Source organism: Streptomyces sp. NPDC007983 (assembly GCF_042958345.1).
In the GTDB taxonomy this organism is placed as follows: domain Bacteria; phylum Actinomycetota; class Actinomycetes; order Streptomycetales; family Streptomycetaceae; genus Streptomyces.
Window position 1 is genome coordinate 925,578 of sequence record NZ_JBIBJI010000003.1, and the last position, 17,252, is coordinate 942,829.

Here is a 17,252-nt window from a genome sequence, read left to right on the forward strand (position 1 = left end):
TACCCCATGCGATGATGCGCCTACAGCGTGCTGGTCACGCACCGACCCCCTTGGAGGCCCCCTTCACCTTCTTCGCACCCGCGAGGAGATGGGCCGGGACCAGATCACGGGCCGGTTCGCTGTACCCGACGGACACGATCTTGTCGCCGCGGTACGTGAAGCTGGTGAGGCTGGCCAGGGTGCACTGCCGCTTGCGCGGGTCGTGCCACAGCCGCCGCCGCTCCACGAAGCTGCGCACGATCCAGATCGGCAGCTGATGGCTGACGCAGACCGCCTCATGCCCACGGGCGGCGTCACGCGCCGCGCCCAGCGCCCCCATCATCCGCACCACCTGGTCGATGTACGGCTCGCCCCAGGAGGGACGGAAGGGATTGGTGAGATGACGCCAGTTGGACGGCCTGCGCAGCGCGCCGTCGCCGACCCCGAAGGTCTTCCCCTGGAAGGCGTTTGCCGCCTCGATCAGCCGCTGGTCGACGGCCACGTCCAGACCGTGCGCCTTGCCGATCGGCGCGGCCGTCTCCTGGGCCCGCTCCAGCGGGGAGGCGACCACATGGGTGATGTCCCGCTCAGCGAGGTGCTCGGCGACCCGGTCGGCCATGCGGCGGCCCAGCTCGGACAGGTGGTAGCCGGGCAGGCGCCCGTACAGCACGCCCTCCGGGTTCTCCACCTCGCCGTGGCGCATCACATGGACGACGGTGATGTCGTTCTCGCTCTGTGTCATGTCACCCATCATTCAGCCGCCTCGGCGGCTGCCCGCGCCGCCCCCGGCAACGCCTCCGCCACCCGCTCCAGCGCCCGCTCGTCATGGGTCGTCGAGACGAACCACGACTCGAAGGCCGACGGCGGCAGATAGACACCCTGGGACAGCATCGAGTGGAAGAAGGGGGTGAAGCGGAACGCCTGCTGCGCCTTCGCCTTGGCGTAGTCCGTGACGTCCTCGTCGGTGAAGAAGACGGAGAACATGTTGCCCGCGACCTGAAGCCGGTGGGCGACGCCCGCCTTGTCCAGCGCCTCGGTCACCAGCGCCCGCAGCCGCGCGGAGGCCGCGTCGACCTTTTCGTACGCCGCGTCGTCCAGCAGCCGCAGCTGCGCCACACCGGCGGCCGTCGCGATCGGGTTCCCGGACAGCGTGCCCGCCTGGTAGACCGGGCCCGCCGGGGCGAGCTGCGCCATCACATCGGCGCGGCCGCCGAAGGCCGCGGCCGGGAAGCCGCCGCCCATGACCTTGCCGAAGGTCATCAGATCGGGTACGACCCCGTCGAGCCCGAACCAGCCGGCCCTGGAGACCCGGAAGCCGGTCATGACCTCGTCGGAGATGTAGAGCGCGCCGTTGTCGGAGCACAGCTCCTTCAGGCCCGCGTTGAACCCGGGCAGCGGCGGCACCACGCCCATGTTGCCCGCCGACGCCTCGGTGATCACACAGGCGATCTCGCCCGGGTGCGCGGCGAACGCCGCCCGCACCGCCTCCAGGTCGTTGTACGGCAGCACGAGGGTCTCCCCCGCCTGCGCGCCCGTCACCCCGGGGGTGTCCGGCAGCCCGAAGGTCGCCACCCCGGACCCGGCCGCGGCCAGCAGGGCGTCCACATGGCCGTGGTAACAACCCGCGAACTTGATCACCTTGGGGCGGCCGGTGAACCCGCGGGCCAGCCGGATCGCCGACATCGTCGCCTCGGTGCCGGACGACACCAGGCGCACCTGCTCGACGGGGCCGATCCGGGCCACGATCTCCTCGGCGAGTTCGACCTCGCCCTCGCCCGGCGTACCGAACGACGTACCACGTGCGACGGCGGCCTGCACGGCCGCGATCACCTCGGGGTGCGAATGGCCGAGGATCATCGGTCCCCACGAACACACGAGGTCGACGTACTCGCGGCCGTCGGCATCGGTGAGGTACGGACCGTCACCGGACACCATAAAGCGGGGCGTACCTCCGACGGCGCGGAAAGCCCGGACCGGAGAGTTCACGCCGCCGGGCGTCACGACGGCCGCACGATCGAAAAGCGTCTGCGAAACTGGGGCTGCGTACGGATAGCTCACGCAAGCCATGTTGTCAGAGGGTGACGGAGTCCTGCCGCCGGGAGTTTCACAACGCCGACGCGGGGGAGGTCTCAGTCATATTGATCAGTTTGATCAGTCGCAATGTTCGGGTTGCGCGGCGGCGGCCGCGAGTGGTCGGGTGGAGATATGCATCGCGGTGGCGAACTGGGTGAAGGGACTGACGATCGAGGCCCCGAGCGTGCCCGCCCCGGACGCCATCGGCGAGAAGACGCGGGCAGGGCAAGCAGGAGCGGGGGCCGCATGGGGGTGACCTACAAGTACTTCGGCGCGCCCGACGGGGCCACCGCCGCCCGGGTCCCCATCTCGATGCGCCCCGAGGAGCTCGGCGGTGACGAGCTGGGCCACGGCATGTTCACCAAGATCAAGCCGGAGACGGTGGCCGCGATGGTCCTCACCGGCATCGAGGGCGTCCCCCTGCACAAGGTGCCCCCGCTCGAACTGGTCGTCCTGCACCCGGACTACGCCGTCGTCAAGCTGCCGATGACCGCCGTCGACCCGCTGCGCGGCGTCGGTGAGGAGGCGGTGGGAGCCGCCGCCTTCATCTGGTCCACGGTCCCGGACCGCGGCGGTCCGCGCGACGCGTTCCTGGTCTACCAACTGCTCCACGAGTGGCAGGACTTCAGCCACCGGCTGCACGAGGCGGGCCACCAGCCGTACTGCCTGGTCTGGCCCTGAGCGGGCCTCGGCCGCCGGTCCGCCCCGGGGCGTGACCTAGCCTTTCCCCCATGCTCATCGCACGCTCCGTCAGCCTGTTCGTCCTGGCCGCCCTCCTGGAAATCGGAGGCGCCTGGCTGGTCTGGCAGGGTGTGCGCGAGCACAGGGGATGGGCCTGGATCGGCGCCGGGATCGTCGCCCTCGGCGCCTACGGTTTCGTCGCCACGCTCCAGCCGGACGCGGAGTTCGGCCGCATCCTCGCGGCGTACGGCGGCGTCTTCGTCGCCGGATCACTCGCCTGGGGCATGGTCGCCGACGGCTACCGGCCCGACCGATTCGATGTGCTCGGTGCGTTCATCTGCCTGGCCGGTGTCGCCGTGATCATGTACGCGCCTAGAAGGTGAGCGGACGCCCGTGGTGCCCGTGCTCCTCGTCGTCCTCCTGCTGAGTTGAGCTGATGACGCAGCCGGTGTCCGGGTCGATCAGCACCCGGGTGACGGTGTCGCCGCACTCGACGTCCACGGCCCACACCTTGTGGTCGTCGTCCTTGTGGCGCGGCTCCTGCTGCTTGTGGTCGCCGTGCCGCTTCTCGTCGCGCTGCTTGTCGTTGTGGTGCGGTTCCCGGTGCTGCTGGTCCTTGCGGTGGTCGTCCTTGCGCTGGTTGTTCTGCTGTTGGTCGTCCTCGGGGCAGTCGTCCACCAGCTCGGCGCTGATGGCCTGGCCGCCGACCTCGCACTCGGCGATCTCCACGGCCCGCTCCAGCGTCACCGGTCCGCTCGTGCTCTGCGCGTTGTTGGTGCCGGACTGGTGGTTCTGCTGGGCCTGGTGGTCCATGCGGGCGTGGTCGTCCTGGTGGTCACCGTGGGCGGACGGGGCGCCGAAACGGTCCTGCGGCCTCACGTCGGCGGCCTGCTGAGCCGTCTCCTGCTGGGCCATCTCGGCCTGGGCCGACTCGCCGTACTGGCCCATGGCGCGCTGCTGGTAGCCGTGGCCCTGCGGGGCGCTGTTCTCGCGCTGCCAGCGCTGCGGACGGCCGTCCTGGCGGCCGTTCTGGGCGGCCTGGCCGTTGGCCGCTTGGGCGTTGGTCATCTGGCCGTGGGTCATCTGGCCGTTGCCGTGCTGACCGTTGCCGGACTGGCCGTTCCCGTACTGGCCATGGGCCGCCTGGCCGTTGCCGGACTGGCCGTTGCCCTGCTGCTGCCCGTTGTTGTGCTGCTGGTGGTTGTTCCCCTGCTGCTGGCCGTTGCCCTGCTGCTGGTGGTTGTTGCCCTGCTGCTGGCCGTTGTCGTGCTGCCCGTTGTTGTGCTGCTGGTGGTTGTTGCCCTGCTGCTGGCCGTTGCCCTGCTGCTGGTGGTTGTTCCCCTGCTGCTGCCCGTTGTCGTGCTGCCCGTTGTTGTGCTGCTGCTGGCCGTTGCCCTGCTGCTGGTGGTTGTTCCCCTGCTGCTGCCCGTTGTCGTGCTGGCCGTTGTTGTGCTGCTGGTGGTTGTTGCCCTGCTGCTGGCCGTTGTTGTGCTGCTGGTGGTTGTTGCCCTGCTGCTGCCCGTTGTCGTGCTGGCCGTTGTTGTGCTGCTGGTGGTTGTTGTTGCCGTGCTGCTGGCCATCCCCATGGTTGCGGTCCCCGTGCCGCTCCTGGTCCTGGGGGCATACGGAGGCCGACGACGGGTTCGGCGGGCTGCCCGCGGCCCAAGCGACCGACGGCGCGCCGGCCACCAGCGCCGCCGCCGCGAGGGCTCCGGCGGAGGCGACGCCCCAGCGGCGGAAGGACCGACGGGACCGGTACAGCGTTCTGTTCTGATGGGTCATGACCTGAATTCACTCCTTGGGCATGGGTCACTCGAGACCGGCGGCGCGCCGGACGCAGTGCACCCTTCCCCGGGGCCAGGGCCGGATAGCGGTTTGCGATCTCCAGTCCCCCGATCGGCCGCAAATCAGAAGGTCATATCCTGCGTATGGATCACAGTGCGATTTCCGTACCGCGATCAGGCATGCCACGTCGCCGCAGGAGGGCCGATGACCACCCGTACCGCAGTCATCACCGGGGCCAGCAGTGGGATCGGGGCGGCCACCGCCCGCAGGCTCGCCGCGGCCGGATTTCGCGTCGTCCTCGCCGCGCGCCGCAAGGACCGCATCGAGGCGCTGGCGGCGGAGCTGACGGAGGCGGGGTACGAGGCCGTGCCGTACGTCCTGGACGTCACCGACCGCGACGCCGTCGCCACCTTCGCCGATCACTTCGACCGCTGTGACGTGCTGGTCAACAACGCGGGCGGAGCCATCGGCGCCGAGAGCGTCGCGACCTCCGACCCGGCCGACTGGCGCGCGATGTACGAGGTCAACGTGATGGGCGTGCTCCATGTGACGCAGGCCCTGCTGCCCGCCCTCGTCGCCTCCGGCGACGGCACGATCGTGGTGCTGTCCTCCACGGCGGGCCACATCCAGTACGAGGGCGGCGGCGGCTACGTGGCCGCCAAGCACGGCGCGCACGCGATCGCGGGCACGCTGCGGCTGGAGCTGTGCGGCGAGCCGGTGCGGGTGATCGAGATCGCGCCGGGCATGGTCATGACGGACGAGTTCGCGGTGAACCGGTTCCGCGGGGACGAGGGCCGGGCCGCCGCCGTCTACGAGGGCGTGGCCGAGCCCCTGACCGCCGACGACGTCGCCGACACCGTCGCCTGGACGGTCACCCGGCCCTCCCACGTCAACGTCGACCTGATGGTGATCCGCCCCCGCGCCCAGGCCGCCCAGCACAAGGTCCACCGGGAGCGCTGAGGCCGGGGCCGTCGGTCGCGCACGGCCACGGCCCCGCGCGTATCACCCCTTGACGCAGACGACCTGCTTGAGCCGGGCCACCACCTCGACGAGATCCCGCTGCTGGTCGATGACCTTCTCGATGGGCTTGTACGCCCCCGGGATCTCGTCCACGACGCCGGAGTCCTTACGGCACTCCACGCCCCGCGTCTGCTCCTCCAGGTCCCGCGTCGAGAAACGCTTCTTCGCCGCGTTCCGGCTCATCTTCCGGCCGGCGCCGTGCGAGGCCGAGTTGAACGACGCCTCGTTGCCCAGGCCGCGGACGATGTACGAACCGGTGCCCATGGAGCCGGGGATGATCCCGTAGTCCCCGCTGCCCGCCCGGATGGCGCCCTTGCGGGTCACCAGCAGGTCCATGTCCTCGTACCGCTCCTCGGCCACGTAGTTGTGGTGACAGGAGATGACCGGCTCGAAGACCGGCCGGGCCTTGGCGAACTCCTTGCGCACGACGTCCTGGAAGAGCGACATCATGATCGCGCGGTTGTACTTGGCGTACTCCTGCGCCCAGAACAGATCGTGCCGGTAGGCGGCCATCTGCGGGGTGTCAGCGATGAAGACGGCCAGGTCGCGGTCGATCAGATCCTGGTTGTGCGGCAGTCCGCGGGCCTGGCCGATGTGGTACTCGGCCAGTTCCTTGCCGATGTTCCGGGAACCGGAGTGCAGCATCAGCCAGACCGAACCCTCGTCATCGAGACAGAACTCGATGAAGTGGTTGCCCGATCCGAGCGACCCCATCTGCTTCGTGGCCCGCTCCTGGCGGAACTTGACCGCCTCGGCCACTCCCCCGAACCGCTCCCAGAAGTCGTCCCACCCGGCGGTACCGAACCCGTGCAGCCGCCCCGGGTCGACCTGGTCGTCGTGCATCCCCCGGCCCACCGGAATCGCCTGCTCGATCCTGGACCGCAGCCGCGACAGATCGCCCGGCAGATCGTCCGCGGTGAGCGACGACTTGACCGCCGACATCCCGCAGCCGATGTCCACGCCGACCGCGGCCGGACACACGGCCCCCTGCATCGCGATCACCGAGCCGACGGTGGCGCCCTTCCCGTAGTGCACGTCCGGCATCACGGCCAGGCCCTTGATCCACGGCAGCGTGGCCACGTTCCGCAGCTGCTGCATGGCCACGCCCTCGACCGTCGCGGGGTCCGCCCACATCCGGATCGGGACTTTCGCCCCGGGCACCTCTACATACGACATGTTTTACTCATTCCCCCGCGAAAGACTGAAAACGCAAAAACCGGGCCCACGGCCCCATTCGCGACGGCCGACCGGCAGACGCGGCGGGCCGTGCGGTACACATTGTCTTCAGTCATCGCCTACGGACGGCAAGCAGTTTTCGCTCGAAGGGACACGGATAGTGCAGCCAGCGCAGCGAACGGCCCGTGGACGGCGCGCCACCCCGGCCGCCGCCCTGCTCATCGCCGTGCTCGCCGCCGCGGGACTCAGCGGATGCACCGGCTCCGGCTCCAAGCCCGGGGCCGACGACAGCGCCTCCGACGACTCCGGTACGTCGGTCTCGGCCGAGCCCGGCCGCTACAACTCCCTCCCCGAGGCGTGCGGCGCCGTGAGCGCCAAGACCCTGCGCAGGCTACTGCCCGGCGGCACCCAGGACGACAAGGCGTACGACGGCCAGGCGACCGTGACGTACGACATAGACCGGCGCGACGGCTGCCGCTGGAAGCTCGCGACGCCGAGCGGCACCCGCTATCTGACGCTGGACTTCGAGCGCGTGGTCTCGTACGACCCGTCCGTGAGCGATGACGACCGGGCGCTGGAGCTGTACGAGAAGAAGGCGGCCGCCGCGGACATTCCGGACGCCCCGGCCTCGCCCTCCGCGGGCGCGTCGGACGACGACGCGTCCGCCTCCTCGTCCCCCGACGCCGGGGCAAGCGCGTCGAGCGGATCGAGCGGCAAGGGCGGCGCGAGCCCGGACGGCGGCAGGAGCAGCGCCGGAAGTGAGAAGGGCAACACCGGCGACAAGGGCCGCACGAGCAGTCCGGGCACGGGCGACGATGAGAGCAGCTCAAGCGACGGGAGCGCGTCGGAGAACCCGGACGCCACCGCCCCGCGCCGCCTCGACGACCTCGCCGACGACGCGTTTCTCGACGACCAGCTGATCACCAAGGACTCCGGAATCCACCGCGACATCACGGTCGTTTTCCGCTCCTCGAATGTGATCGCCACCATTGAGTACGACGAGTGGTCGACCAACAAAAAGGACATTCCCGAAAGCGAAGAACTCCAGGGGAACGCCGAAGACTTGGCCCACGAGCTCACCGGGCGTCTCACCGAATAGCGAGCCGGACCGCCCCCCGGCGGGAGACCTCGGGGATTGGGCCGCCCGCGATCGGCCGCGTACCGTGCCGGTAATGACGCGGGCGGTACCACCGCCCATCGACAGAGATTGAGCGAAGGAACCATGCACCGTTCAGCCCCGCGACTCGCCCGAATACTCGCCTGCGCGACCGTACCGGTCATGCTCGTCGCCGGCTGCTCCTCCGGCTCCGAGGACAAAAAGGACGCGGAGGGCTCGTCGAGACCCTCCTCGCCCAGTGCCTCGCCGTCCGTCGCGGCGGCAAAGTTCAGCAAGCTCCCCGATGTGTGCTCGGCCCTGTCGGGCAAGACCATCGAGAAGCTGGTGCCCAAGGCGAAGACCAAGAAGGGCAAGGCCCTCCCCTCGTCCGACACCAACACCTCCGCCACCTGCCTGTGGAGCGGCCTCGACGGCTTCAAGTACCGCTCGCTGTCCCTCTCCCTGAAGCTCTTCCCCTCCGACGCGGGGCTCGGCACCGGCGACAAGCGCGCCCAGGAGTACGCCACCCAGCAGGCGAGCAAGGCCTCCTCCGCGGACGGGGTGAAGAACCCCAAGACCGAGCAGGCGGCCGTCGGTGACGCGGCGACCACCGTGCGTACCGAGGAGAAGAAGGACGGCGACGACTTCCGGAACCAGACGGTCGTCGCCCGGACCGCCAACGTCGTGATCACCATCGAGTACGACGGCGCCGGCTACGAGACCGAGAAGACGCCGGACGCCACCAAGCTGATGGAGGACGCCAAGTCCGCGGCCAAGGAGGTCGTCGACTCCGTCGCGAAGGGCACCAAGGGCGCCGGCGGCGGCCAGGAATCCCCGGCTTCCGGCGGCTCCAAGTCCGCGGACCCGTCCAAGGATTCCAAGGACTCGAAGGACTCGAAGGACTCGAAGGACTCGAAGGACTCCAAGGGCGGCGCCTAGCCGTCCCCGCCGCACCCTTCCCGTCCGTGGTGCTTGACGTGTATGCGACCCTGGGCGCGCTGCATGCCAAGGCTTGTCGCCAAGGACGGGGAGGGATCGCGGGTGGCCGCGATGCAACTGACACGAACGCATCGAATACTCGTCGGCGTGGTCGTCGCCGGGGCGGTGGTGATCGCCGCGATCGGTTTCGCGGGGTCCTACTCCGCGGTCCGCGACCTCGCCGAGAAGAAGGGCTTCGGCGCCTTCTCCAACGTCTTCCCCATCGGGATCGACGCCGGGATCTGCGTCCTGCTGGCCCTGGATCTGCTGCTGACCTGGATCCGCATCCCCTTCCCCCTGCTGCGCCAGACGGCGTGGATGCTGACCGCGGCCACCATCGCCTTCAACGGCGCCGCCGCCTGGCCGGACCCGATCGGCGTCGGCATGCACGCCGTCATCCCGGTGCTCTTCGTGGTCTCCGTCGAGGCCGCCCGGCACGCGATCGGCCGGATCGCCGACATCACCGCCGACCGGCACATGGAGTCGGTCCGCCTCGTCCGCTGGCTGCTGGCGCCGCTCCCGACCTTCCGGCTGTGGCGCCGGATGAAGCTGTGGGAGCTGCGCAGCTACGACGAGGTCATCCAGCTGGAACAGGACCGGCTGGTCTACCAGACCCGGCTGCAGGCCCGCTACGGGAGGCAGTGGCGCCGTAAGGCCCCGGTGGAGGCGCTGATGCCGCTGCGGCTGGCGCGCTACGGGGTGCCGCTGTCCGACACCGCCCCGGCGGGCCTCGAGGCGGCCGGGCTGGAAGCGAGCGCCTTCTCCCCGGCCGCGCTGCCCTCGGGCACACCGGGCATGCCGGGTGCCCCCGGGAGCGGGGCCGGGCGGACGCCGGACATGGCGTACCCGGGGATGCCGCAGGGCGGCTACGGGGCGCCCGACGGCACCGGCTTCGCCGCCGGTCCCGGGCAGCAGCAGCCGCCACAAGCACAGCCCCAGCAGCCGCAGGAGCTGCCCCTGTCGCTGCCGCTGCCGGTGTACCAGCAGCCGACGGCTCAGGACCACGACGGCCGGGGCGCCGTCCCGTTCGACCCCGCCGCCAGCCACCATCCGGCGCAGCACGAACAGCCCGGGCAACCCGAGCAGCCCGGGCAGCCGCAGGTCACCGTCCCGGTCGGGCCCGGCCGGGTCCGCCAGCTCGGCGGGCAGGGCGTGGGGACCGCGCAGGGCGCGTACGTCCCGGAGCAGCGCGGCCAGGAGCAGCCGTACGTCGAGCACGAGCAGCCGGAGGCGCCCGCCGCCGCGGCGATGCCGGACGACGTGCCGCGCGACGACGTGTTCTACGCGACCTACCGCCAGTACCTCGCCGACAACGGGCGCTTCCCCTCGGCGTACCAGTTCGGGCAGCGGCTGCGGGAGGCGTACGGCGTCGCCGACCTCAGCAACGCCGAGCTTTCCGGCTACGTGAACGACTACAAGGACCGCTACCGCACGGAGATGCAGGCGGAGCACATCCCGTAGGCCCTTCGCTCCCTGGAGGCCGGGCGGGCGTCCGGCCCGCCCGGCTGGGGGATCTCCCGGCTCAGGCCGCGAGCAGCTTGCGCACCCGGTCCGCCCCCACCGCGAGCAGCAGGGTGGGCAGCCGCGGCCCGGTGTCCCGCCCGACCAGCAGCTGGTAGAGCAGCGCGAAGAACGCCCGCTGCGCGACCTTCAGCTCCGGCGTCGGCTTGGCGTCCGCCGACAGCCCCGCCTGGAGCTTCGGCACGCCGTACACCAGCGTCGTCAGCCCGTCGAGCGACCAGTGCTCGTCCAGCCCGTCGAGCAGCAGCCGCAGCGACGCGCGCTCGGTCTCGCCGAGCGAGGCCAGCAGCTCGGTGTCCGGCTCGTCCCGGACCCGGGTGCGCTGCTCGGCCGGGACCTGGGTGGTGATCCAGCGCTCGGCCCGGTCGAGCCGCGGCCGCGTCTCGTCCAGGGACTTCACCGGGTTCGCCGGGTCCAGCTCGCTGAGGATGCGCAGCGTCTGCTCGTCGTGCCCGGTGGTGATGTCCACCACGGAGGCGAGCATCCGGTACGGCAGCGGGCGCGGGGTGCGGGGCAGCTCACCGGTGGCGGTGCCGGTCGCCCGGCTGTACGCGGCGGCGTCCGCGGGCTGCGCCGAACCGTCGTTGATCTTGCGCTCCAGGGCGTCCCACTCGTCGTAGGTGCGCTGGATCTCCTGATCGAAGGCGATCTTGAAGGACTGGTTCGGCCTGCGGCGCGCGTACAGCCAGCGCAGCAGCGGCGCTTCCATGATCTCCAGCGCGTCGGCCGGGGTCGGCACGCCGCCCTTGGAGGAGGACATCTTGGCCATGCCGCTGATGCCGACGAACGCGTACATCGGGCCGATCGGCTGGTCGCCGCCGAAGACCTCGCGCACGATCTGCCCGCCGACCACATAGGACGAGCCCGGCGAGGAGTGGTCGACGCCGGAGGGCTCGAAGACGACGCCCTCGTACGCCCAGCGCATCGGCCAGTCGACCTTCCAGACCAGCTTGCCGCGGTTGTGCTCGCTGAGCAGGACGGTCTCGCCGTGGCCGCAGGCGCAGGTGTAGGCCAGCTCGGTGGTCTCGTCGTCGTACGAGGTCACGGTCGTCAGATCGCGCTCGCAGACCGAGCAGTACGGCTTGTACGGGTAGTACCCGGCGGCGCCCGCGCTGCCGTCGTCCTCGGCGGCCGCGCCCGAGCCCTCGGCGGCCTCCAGCTCGGCCTCGTCGACCGGCTTCTGCTGCTTCTGCTGCTGCTTCTTCGGGGCCGGCTTGTCCTTCGTGCGGTACCGGTCGAGCACGGCGTCGATCTGCTCGCGGTGGCGCATCGCGTGCAGGATCTGCTCGCGGTAGGCGCCCGAGGTGTACTTCTCGGTCTGGCTGATGCCGTGGAACTCGATGCCCATCGCGCGCAGGGCCTCGATCATCGGCGCCTTGAAGTGCTCGGCCCAGTTCGCGTACGCGGAGCCGGGCGGGGCCGGGACGGAGGTCAGCGGCTTGCCGATGTGCTCGGACCAGGACGGGTCGATCCCGGCCGGGACCTTCCGGTACCGGTCGTAGTCGTCCCAGGACAGGATGTGGACGCAGTCGTATCCACGGCGCCGGATCTCGTCGGCGACCAGGTGCGGCGTCATGACCTCGCGCAGATTGCCGAGGTGGATCGGGCCGGACGGGCTGAGGCCCGAGGCGCAGACGATCGGTTTGCCGGGCGCGCGTCGCTCCGCCTCGGCAATGACCTCGTCCGCGAAACGGGAGACCCAGTCGGTCTCGGTGCTCTGAGCCACGGTCGGCACTTCCTTCCTTGCGGTCATGGCACCGACCATTGTCCCAGACGGAGGAGGCGCCTTCGGGGTTGCCCACAGGTTGTCGGAATCCACGGCGGAGTTATCCACAGCCCGGGAAAAGGGTTGGACGGCCCATGAAATACTGGGGTGGCCAGATTGGTAACCCAGCCCTCTATAGGAACGGCACCTCACCCATGGCCTCGGTCCCCTCCCTTGCCGCTTCGGTCCACCAGCGCGTCGCGAACGCCCTCACGGCTGCCCTGCCGGAGGCCGCTTCCGCGGACCCGCTGCTGCGACGAAGCGACCGGGCCGACTTCCAGGCCAACGGGCTGCTGGCGCTGGCGAAGCAGCTCAAGGGCAATCCGCGCGAGCTGGCCGCCAAGGTCGTGGAGCGCCTTCCGGTCGCCCCGTCCTCCGCCGACCCCGACTCGGTGATCGCCGACATCAAGGTCTCCGGCCCCGGCTTCCTCAACATCACCGTCGCGGACTCCGCCATCACCGCGACCCTCGCCGCGCGCGCCGCCGACGACCGGCTCGGCGTTCCGTTCGCGGCGGACGCGGGCACGACCGTGATCGACTACGCCCAGCCGAACGTGGCGAAGGAGATGCACGTCGGCCATCTGCGCTCGGCGGTGATCGGCGACGCGGTGGTCAGGATCCTGGAGTTCACCGGCGAGAAGGTGGTCCGGCGCCATCACATCGGCGACTGGGGCACCCAGTTCGGCATGCTCATCCAGTACCTGATCGAGCATCCGCACGAGCTGGACCACCGGGACGCCGCCTCCGGCGAAGAGGCGATGTCCAATCTGAACCGGCTCTACAAGGCGGCGCGCGGCCTCTTCGACTCCGACCCGGAGTTCAAGGAGCGGTCCCGGCGGCGGGTGGTGGACCTGCAGGCCGGGGACGCGGAGACGATCGCCCTGTGGCGGAAGTTCGTGGACGAGTCGAAGATCTACTTCTACTCGGTCTTCGACAAGCTCGACATCGAGATCCACGACCCCGACGTGGTCGGCGAGTCCGGTTACAACGACATGCTGGCCGAGACCTGCCGCCTGCTGGAGGAGTCCGGCGTCGCGGTCCGCTCCGAGGGCGCGCTGTGCGTCTTCTTCGACGACGTCAAGGGCCCGGACGGAAACCCGGTGCCGCTGATCGTCCAGAAGTCCGACGGCGGCTTCGGCTACGCCGCCACCGACCTGTCCGCGATCCGCGACCGGGTGCAGAACCTCCAGGCCGACACCCTGCTGTACGTGGTGGACGCCCGGCAGTCGCTGCACTTCAGGATGGTCTTCGAGACCGCCCGCCGGATCGGCTGGCTGAACGAGAAGACGCACGCCGTCCAGCTCGCCTTCGGCACGGTCCTCGGCAAGGACGGCAAGCCGTTCAAGACCCGTGAGGGCGAGACGGTCCGGCTGGAGGACCTGCTCGACGAGGCGACCGAGCGGGCCACGGCCGTGGTCCGGGAGAAGAGCGAGAAGCTCGGCCTGACCGAGCAGGAGATCCTGGAGCGCGGCGGCCAGGTGGGCATCGGCGCGGTGAAGTACGCCGACCTGTCCACCTCCGCCTCCCGCGACTACAAGTTCGACCTCGACCAGATGGTCTCGCTCAACGGCGACACCTCCGTCTACCTCCAGTACGCGTACGCCCGCATCCAGTCGATCCTGCGCCGCGCCGACGAGACGCAGGCCCCGGTCCCGCATCCGGAGCTGCTCCTCGCCCCCGCCGAGCGGGCCCTCGGGCTGCACGCGGACCAGTTCGCGGAGACGCTGGCCGAGGTGTCCGCGTCGTACGAGCCGCACAAGCTGGCCGCGTATCTCTACCAGCTGGCCTCGCTCTTCACGACCTTCTACGACCAGTGCCCGGTCCTGAAGGCGGAGGGCGGCCCGGCCGAGGTCGAGAACCGGCTCTTCCTGTGCGACCTGACCGCCCGCACCCTGCGGCAGGGCATGTCGCTGCTGGGCATCCGCACGCCCGAGCGCCTCTGAGCGCTCCCGCACAGCCCTGCGCGGCGCTCCCGGTCGTCATGACCGGGACCGCCGCGCGGCCGTTTACGGCGCTTCCTCCGGCGCCGGACAGGACACATCGCCCGCGGGCCGCTCGCCGCGCACCAGGTAGTCCGTCACCGCGCGGTCCGCGCAGGAGCTGGTGTACGGGGCGGGGACGTAGGCCGCGCCGTGCCCCGTGGAGTCGACGCTGACCATCCGCGCCCGGTCACCGAAGGCGCGGCGCAGATTGAGCGCCCCGCTGTAGGGGGTGGCCACGTCGTGGCGGTTCTGGACGAGCAGCACATTGGACGGGCCCCGGTCGGTGACGCGGACCGGCTTGTCCTGGGGCTTGTCCGGCCAGAAGGCACACGGCGTGATGTTCCCCGGCATGCCCGCGGTGAGCGGGTGGGATGCGCGGCCGGCGGCCACGTCGCGGGCGTAAGCCGAGACCGACCTCGGCCACTCCACGTCGTTGCAGAGGGTCGCGTACGACACCGCCGCGGCGTCCTGCGTCATCCGTCCCGGCGTCTCGGCAGGCGCGTGGCCGTCCCGCACGCCCTTGATGAAGGGGGCGAGGTCCTTGAAGTTCTTCTGGGAGTACAGGGCTGTCAGCACGCTCTGGCGGAACATGTTGCCGTCCAGCACGGGCTGGGCGGCCCCGTCCCGGGGCAGCGGCTCGGCGTCCAGACGGGCGGCGAGGTCCAGGACGACGCGGCGCACCCCGGCCGGGGTGTCGGCAAGGCGTTCGGCCTCGGGAAGTGAGGACGCGAACTCCGCGAAGGCGGGGAAGCTGTCCTCGACGCCGACCGCGAGGTTCGCCAGCCAGCCGCGCTCCACCCGCGTCGGGTCCGGGTCGTCGTTGCTGTCCAGCACCCAGCGGTCGGTGCGCTCCGGGTACAGCTGCGCGTACACGGATCCCACGTACGTCCCGTACGAGGTGTTCCAGGCGGACAGCTTCCGCTCGCCGAGCGCCTGGCGGATGCGGTCGATGTCCCGCGCCTCGTTGACGGTGCTGAGGCTGCGCACCAGATCGCCGCCGTTTCGGGCGCAGGCGTCGGCGATGCGGCGGGCGGTGGTGACGTTCCCGGTGATGCCACCGTCGGCGGCGGGCCAGGGGCGGGACGTGGCCAGGGACAGGTCCTCGTCCGCCAGACCGCAGTCCGCGTGTGTGGACCCGCCCAATCCGCGCGGGTCGAAGCCGACCAGGTCGTAGGCGTCCCGGACCGACTGGGGAAGCCGCTTGCCGTAGGTGGTGGGCCGGTTCAGGCCGGACCCCCCGGGGCCGCCGGGGATCAGCAGCAGCGTGCCTCGGCGGGCGCCGGGCCGCTCGCTGCGAATGTGGGAGACGGCGAGCGTAATCCGCTTCCCGTCCGGGTCGCGGTAGTCCAGCGGCACCGAGAGCGTGGCGCACTCCTGGCGGGCGTCGTGGTCCTCGCCGTCGCACGTCCCCCAGGCGAGGGACGGCGTGACGGCCTTCCCCTCGCTCGCGTCGGCGGAGGACACGGTGGCCAGGACGGAGGCGGTGGCGGCGATGGCGAGCGCCAGCGCGGCGGTCTTGCCGGTCATCAGTGGCATGGGACGAGCCTGTCCGAACCGGACGCGCGTGCCCATCCGGTCACCCGGCCGGTGGGCGCTGCGGATATCCCCACCCGTAGGGGACGGCCCCGACCGTACCCTTTGCGACAGATTCTCCGATGGAGGACAACCCCCGGCCCCCACGGCCCGTCAAACCTCATGCACATCCGTCAATCGAGACACTTGGGGGTAGGACATGCGACGGTGGGGAACCTCGCTCGCGGCGCTCGTGCTGGCAGGCGCCGGACTGGCGGTGACAGCCGGAACAGCCGAAGCGGCGCGGGCCACCGGTGCGGGCACGGCCGCGGCATGCGCGACGGGCTGGGGCAGCGGCGAGAAGACGGCCCCCTCGGGCAGCCACAAGCCGCTGGAGAACATCAGGACCGGCCGGCACGAGTGCTTCGACCGCATGGTCTTCGACGTGAAGGGCGCCACCGCCACCGACCGGGTGCGCTTCGACGTGCGGTACGTCGACGCGCTGCACCAGGACGGCTCCGGGGACCCGATCCCGGTGAACGGCGGGGCGATCCTCGACATCCGGGTGGGCGCGCCCAGCTACGACTACGAGGCGGGCCAACGGACGTACCCGGGCAAGGCCAGGCAGCAGTTGCCGGGCGTGGACGTCACCGGCTACCGGACCTTCCGGGACACCCGCTACGCCGCCAGCTTCGAGGGCGACACCCAGGTCGGCCTCGGGGTGCGGGCGCGGCTGCCGTTCCGGGTCTTCCAGTCGGACGGCAAGGTGATCCTGGACGTGGCCCACTCCTGGACCGCCGCCCGCTGAGCCACGGCGGGGAGCCCGGTCCGGCGGTGGCCCCTCGTCCACCGCCGCCCACGGCCGCGTACGCTCACACAGCGGCCCCACCCGACCCGGACTCCCCGAAAGCGCCCGCCATGACTCCTGAGCAGCTCCTCGAGCGCGCCCGCCGCCTGGCCGGCTCAGGCCACCGCCGGCTGCTCGGCATCGCCGGACCGCCCGGGGCCGGAAAGACCACCCTTGCCGAGTACCTGGTCGACGCCCTCGGCCCCGACCGCGCGGTCCTGGTCCCGATGGACGGCTTCCACCTCGCCGACATCGAGCTGCGCCGCGTCGGCCTGCTGGACCGCAAGGGCGCCCCGGAGACGTTCGACGCGTACGGCTACACCGCCCTGCTGCGGCGCCTCACGGACCCGCGCCCCGGCGAACCGGTGTACGCGCCGGGCTTCGAACGCGAGCTGGAGCAGCCCATCGCGGGCTCCATCCCGGTGGCTCCCGAGGTCCCGCTCGTCGTCACCGAGGGCAATTACCTGCTGCTGGACGACGCGCCCTGGCGCCCGGTCCGCGACCTGCTGGACGAGACCTGGTGGGTCGAGCTGGACACCGAGGAGCGCGTACGGCGGCTGATCGACCGCCACGAGCGCTTCGGCAAGGCCCCCGCCGAGGCCGAACGCTGGGTCCTCACCTCCGACGAGGCCAACGCCCGCCGCGTCACCCCGGGCCGCACCACCGCCGACCTCGTCATCACCTTCGCCGCGGGCCACGCCCCGCGCCCCGCGGACGGGCCGGGCTCACCGGCATGAGCTGAACGCGTCACCGCCCGGCGGGCCGTCAGAAGTCGTACGGTTCGAGAACGCGGACGGGCCGGATGCGGTATGCGCGTCCGGCCCGTCCTGCTGTGCT

Annotated in this window: 15 protein-coding genes; 9 read left to right on the top strand and 6 right to left on the bottom strand. The window is 70.9% G+C overall.

From position 1 onward, the window contains the following. Window positions 1-34 precede the first annotated feature (34 nt). Together ACFZCY_RS13500 and hemL are read right to left on the bottom strand one after the other, a co-directional pair. Window positions 35-721 (bottom strand): histidine phosphatase family protein, encoded by a 687-nt coding sequence (locus ACFZCY_RS13500; RefSeq protein WP_199831076.1) that lies wholly within the window; start codon window positions 719-721, stop codon window positions 35-37. Window positions 722-729: 8 nt separating this feature from the next. Further along, window positions 730-2,046, bottom strand: coding sequence for a glutamate-1-semialdehyde 2,1-aminomutase (gene hemL, locus ACFZCY_RS13505; protein WP_391172028.1), 1,317 nt, complete (start codon window positions 2,044-2,046; stop codon window positions 730-732). Window positions 2,047-2,184: 138 nt separating this feature from the next. Here hemL and ACFZCY_RS13510 point away from each other — a divergent pair, with 138 nt between their 5' ends. Further along, window positions 2,185-2,733: a hypothetical protein gene (locus ACFZCY_RS13510; RefSeq protein WP_078510346.1), complete on the top strand. Its 549-nt coding sequence runs from the start codon at window positions 2,185-2,187 to the stop codon at window positions 2,731-2,733. A gap of 50 nt (window positions 2,734-2,783) precedes the next feature. Further along, window positions 2,784-3,116, top strand: coding sequence for a YnfA family protein (locus ACFZCY_RS13515; RefSeq protein WP_391172030.1), 333 nt, complete (start codon window positions 2,784-2,786; stop codon window positions 3,114-3,116). On the opposite strand, the gene ACFZCY_RS13520 is transcribed toward ACFZCY_RS13515, so the two are convergent. Continuing rightward, window positions 3,106-4,515 carry a hypothetical protein gene (locus tag ACFZCY_RS13520; RefSeq protein WP_391172032.1) on the bottom strand — a complete coding sequence of 470 codons (1,410 nt, stop codon included), beginning with the start codon at window positions 4,513-4,515 and terminating at the stop codon, window positions 3,106-3,108. The genes ACFZCY_RS13515 and ACFZCY_RS13520 overlap by 11 nt on opposite strands. Before the next feature lie 207 nt (window positions 4,516-4,722). On the opposite strand from ACFZCY_RS13520, the gene ACFZCY_RS13525 reads away from it, so the two are divergent. Further along, entirely contained in the window at window positions 4,723-5,478 is a 756-nt protein-coding gene (locus tag ACFZCY_RS13525; RefSeq protein WP_391172034.1) for an SDR family NAD(P)-dependent oxidoreductase, read from the top strand. A gap of 42 nt (window positions 5,479-5,520) precedes the next feature. Here the strand turns inward: ACFZCY_RS13525 and ACFZCY_RS13530 are convergent, their stop codons facing one another. Further along, on the bottom strand, window positions 5,521-6,714 hold the full coding sequence (locus ACFZCY_RS13530; protein WP_391172036.1) for an RtcB family protein: 1,194 nt from the start codon (window positions 6,712-6,714) through the stop codon (window positions 5,521-5,523). A gap of 160 nt (window positions 6,715-6,874) precedes the next feature. Between ACFZCY_RS13530 and ACFZCY_RS13535 the strand changes: the two genes are divergently transcribed. The 3 genes from ACFZCY_RS13535 (at window position 6,875) to ACFZCY_RS13545 (ending at window position 10,249) form a co-directional block, all read left to right on the top strand. Then, window positions 6,875-7,813: a DUF3558 domain-containing protein gene (locus ACFZCY_RS13535; protein ID WP_391172038.1), complete on the top strand. Its 939-nt coding sequence runs from the start codon at window positions 6,875-6,877 to the stop codon at window positions 7,811-7,813. A gap of 123 nt (window positions 7,814-7,936) precedes the next feature. Beyond that, window positions 7,937-8,749: a hypothetical protein gene (locus ACFZCY_RS13540; RefSeq protein WP_391172040.1), complete on the top strand. Its 813-nt coding sequence runs from the start codon at window positions 7,937-7,939 to the stop codon at window positions 8,747-8,749. A gap of 102 nt (window positions 8,750-8,851) precedes the next feature. Further along, window positions 8,852-10,249: a DUF2637 domain-containing protein gene (locus ACFZCY_RS13545; RefSeq protein ID WP_391172042.1), complete on the top strand. Its 1,398-nt coding sequence runs from the start codon at window positions 8,852-8,854 to the stop codon at window positions 10,247-10,249. Window positions 10,250-10,310: 61 nt separating this feature from the next. On the opposite strand, the gene lysS is transcribed toward ACFZCY_RS13545, so the two are convergent. Further along, complete coding sequence (lysS, locus tag ACFZCY_RS13550) at window positions 10,311-12,062, bottom strand: lysine--tRNA ligase (RefSeq protein ID WP_391172044.1); 1,752 nt, start codon at window positions 12,060-12,062, stop codon at window positions 10,311-10,313. 167 nt (window positions 12,063-12,229) lie between these two features. On the opposite strand from lysS, the gene argS reads away from it, so the two are divergent. After that, window positions 12,230-14,017, top strand: a complete 1,788-nt coding sequence (gene argS, locus ACFZCY_RS13555; protein ID WP_391172046.1) for an arginine--tRNA ligase — start codon at window positions 12,230-12,232, stop codon at window positions 14,015-14,017. A 63-nt stretch (window positions 14,018-14,080) separates the two neighbouring features. Here the strand turns inward: argS and ACFZCY_RS13560 are convergent, their stop codons facing one another. Then, the gene (locus tag ACFZCY_RS13560; RefSeq protein WP_391172048.1) at window positions 14,081-15,592 is read right to left on the bottom strand and encodes an alpha/beta fold hydrolase; all 1,512 of its coding nucleotides are present in this window, start codon (window positions 15,590-15,592) and stop codon (window positions 14,081-14,083) included. Between the two features lie 196 nt (window positions 15,593-15,788). Between ACFZCY_RS13560 and ACFZCY_RS13565 the strand changes: the two genes are divergently transcribed. Together ACFZCY_RS13565 and ACFZCY_RS13570 are read left to right on the top strand one after the other, a co-directional pair. Further along, window positions 15,789-16,376 carry a hypothetical protein gene (locus ACFZCY_RS13565; protein ID WP_391172050.1) on the top strand — a complete coding sequence of 196 codons (588 nt, stop codon included), beginning with the start codon at window positions 15,789-15,791 and terminating at the stop codon, window positions 16,374-16,376. A gap of 110 nt (window positions 16,377-16,486) precedes the next feature. Continuing rightward, window positions 16,487-17,152 (top strand): nucleoside/nucleotide kinase family protein, encoded by a 666-nt coding sequence (locus tag ACFZCY_RS13570; RefSeq protein WP_391172052.1) that lies wholly within the window; start codon window positions 16,487-16,489, stop codon window positions 17,150-17,152. Window positions 17,153-17,252 lie beyond the last annotated feature (100 nt).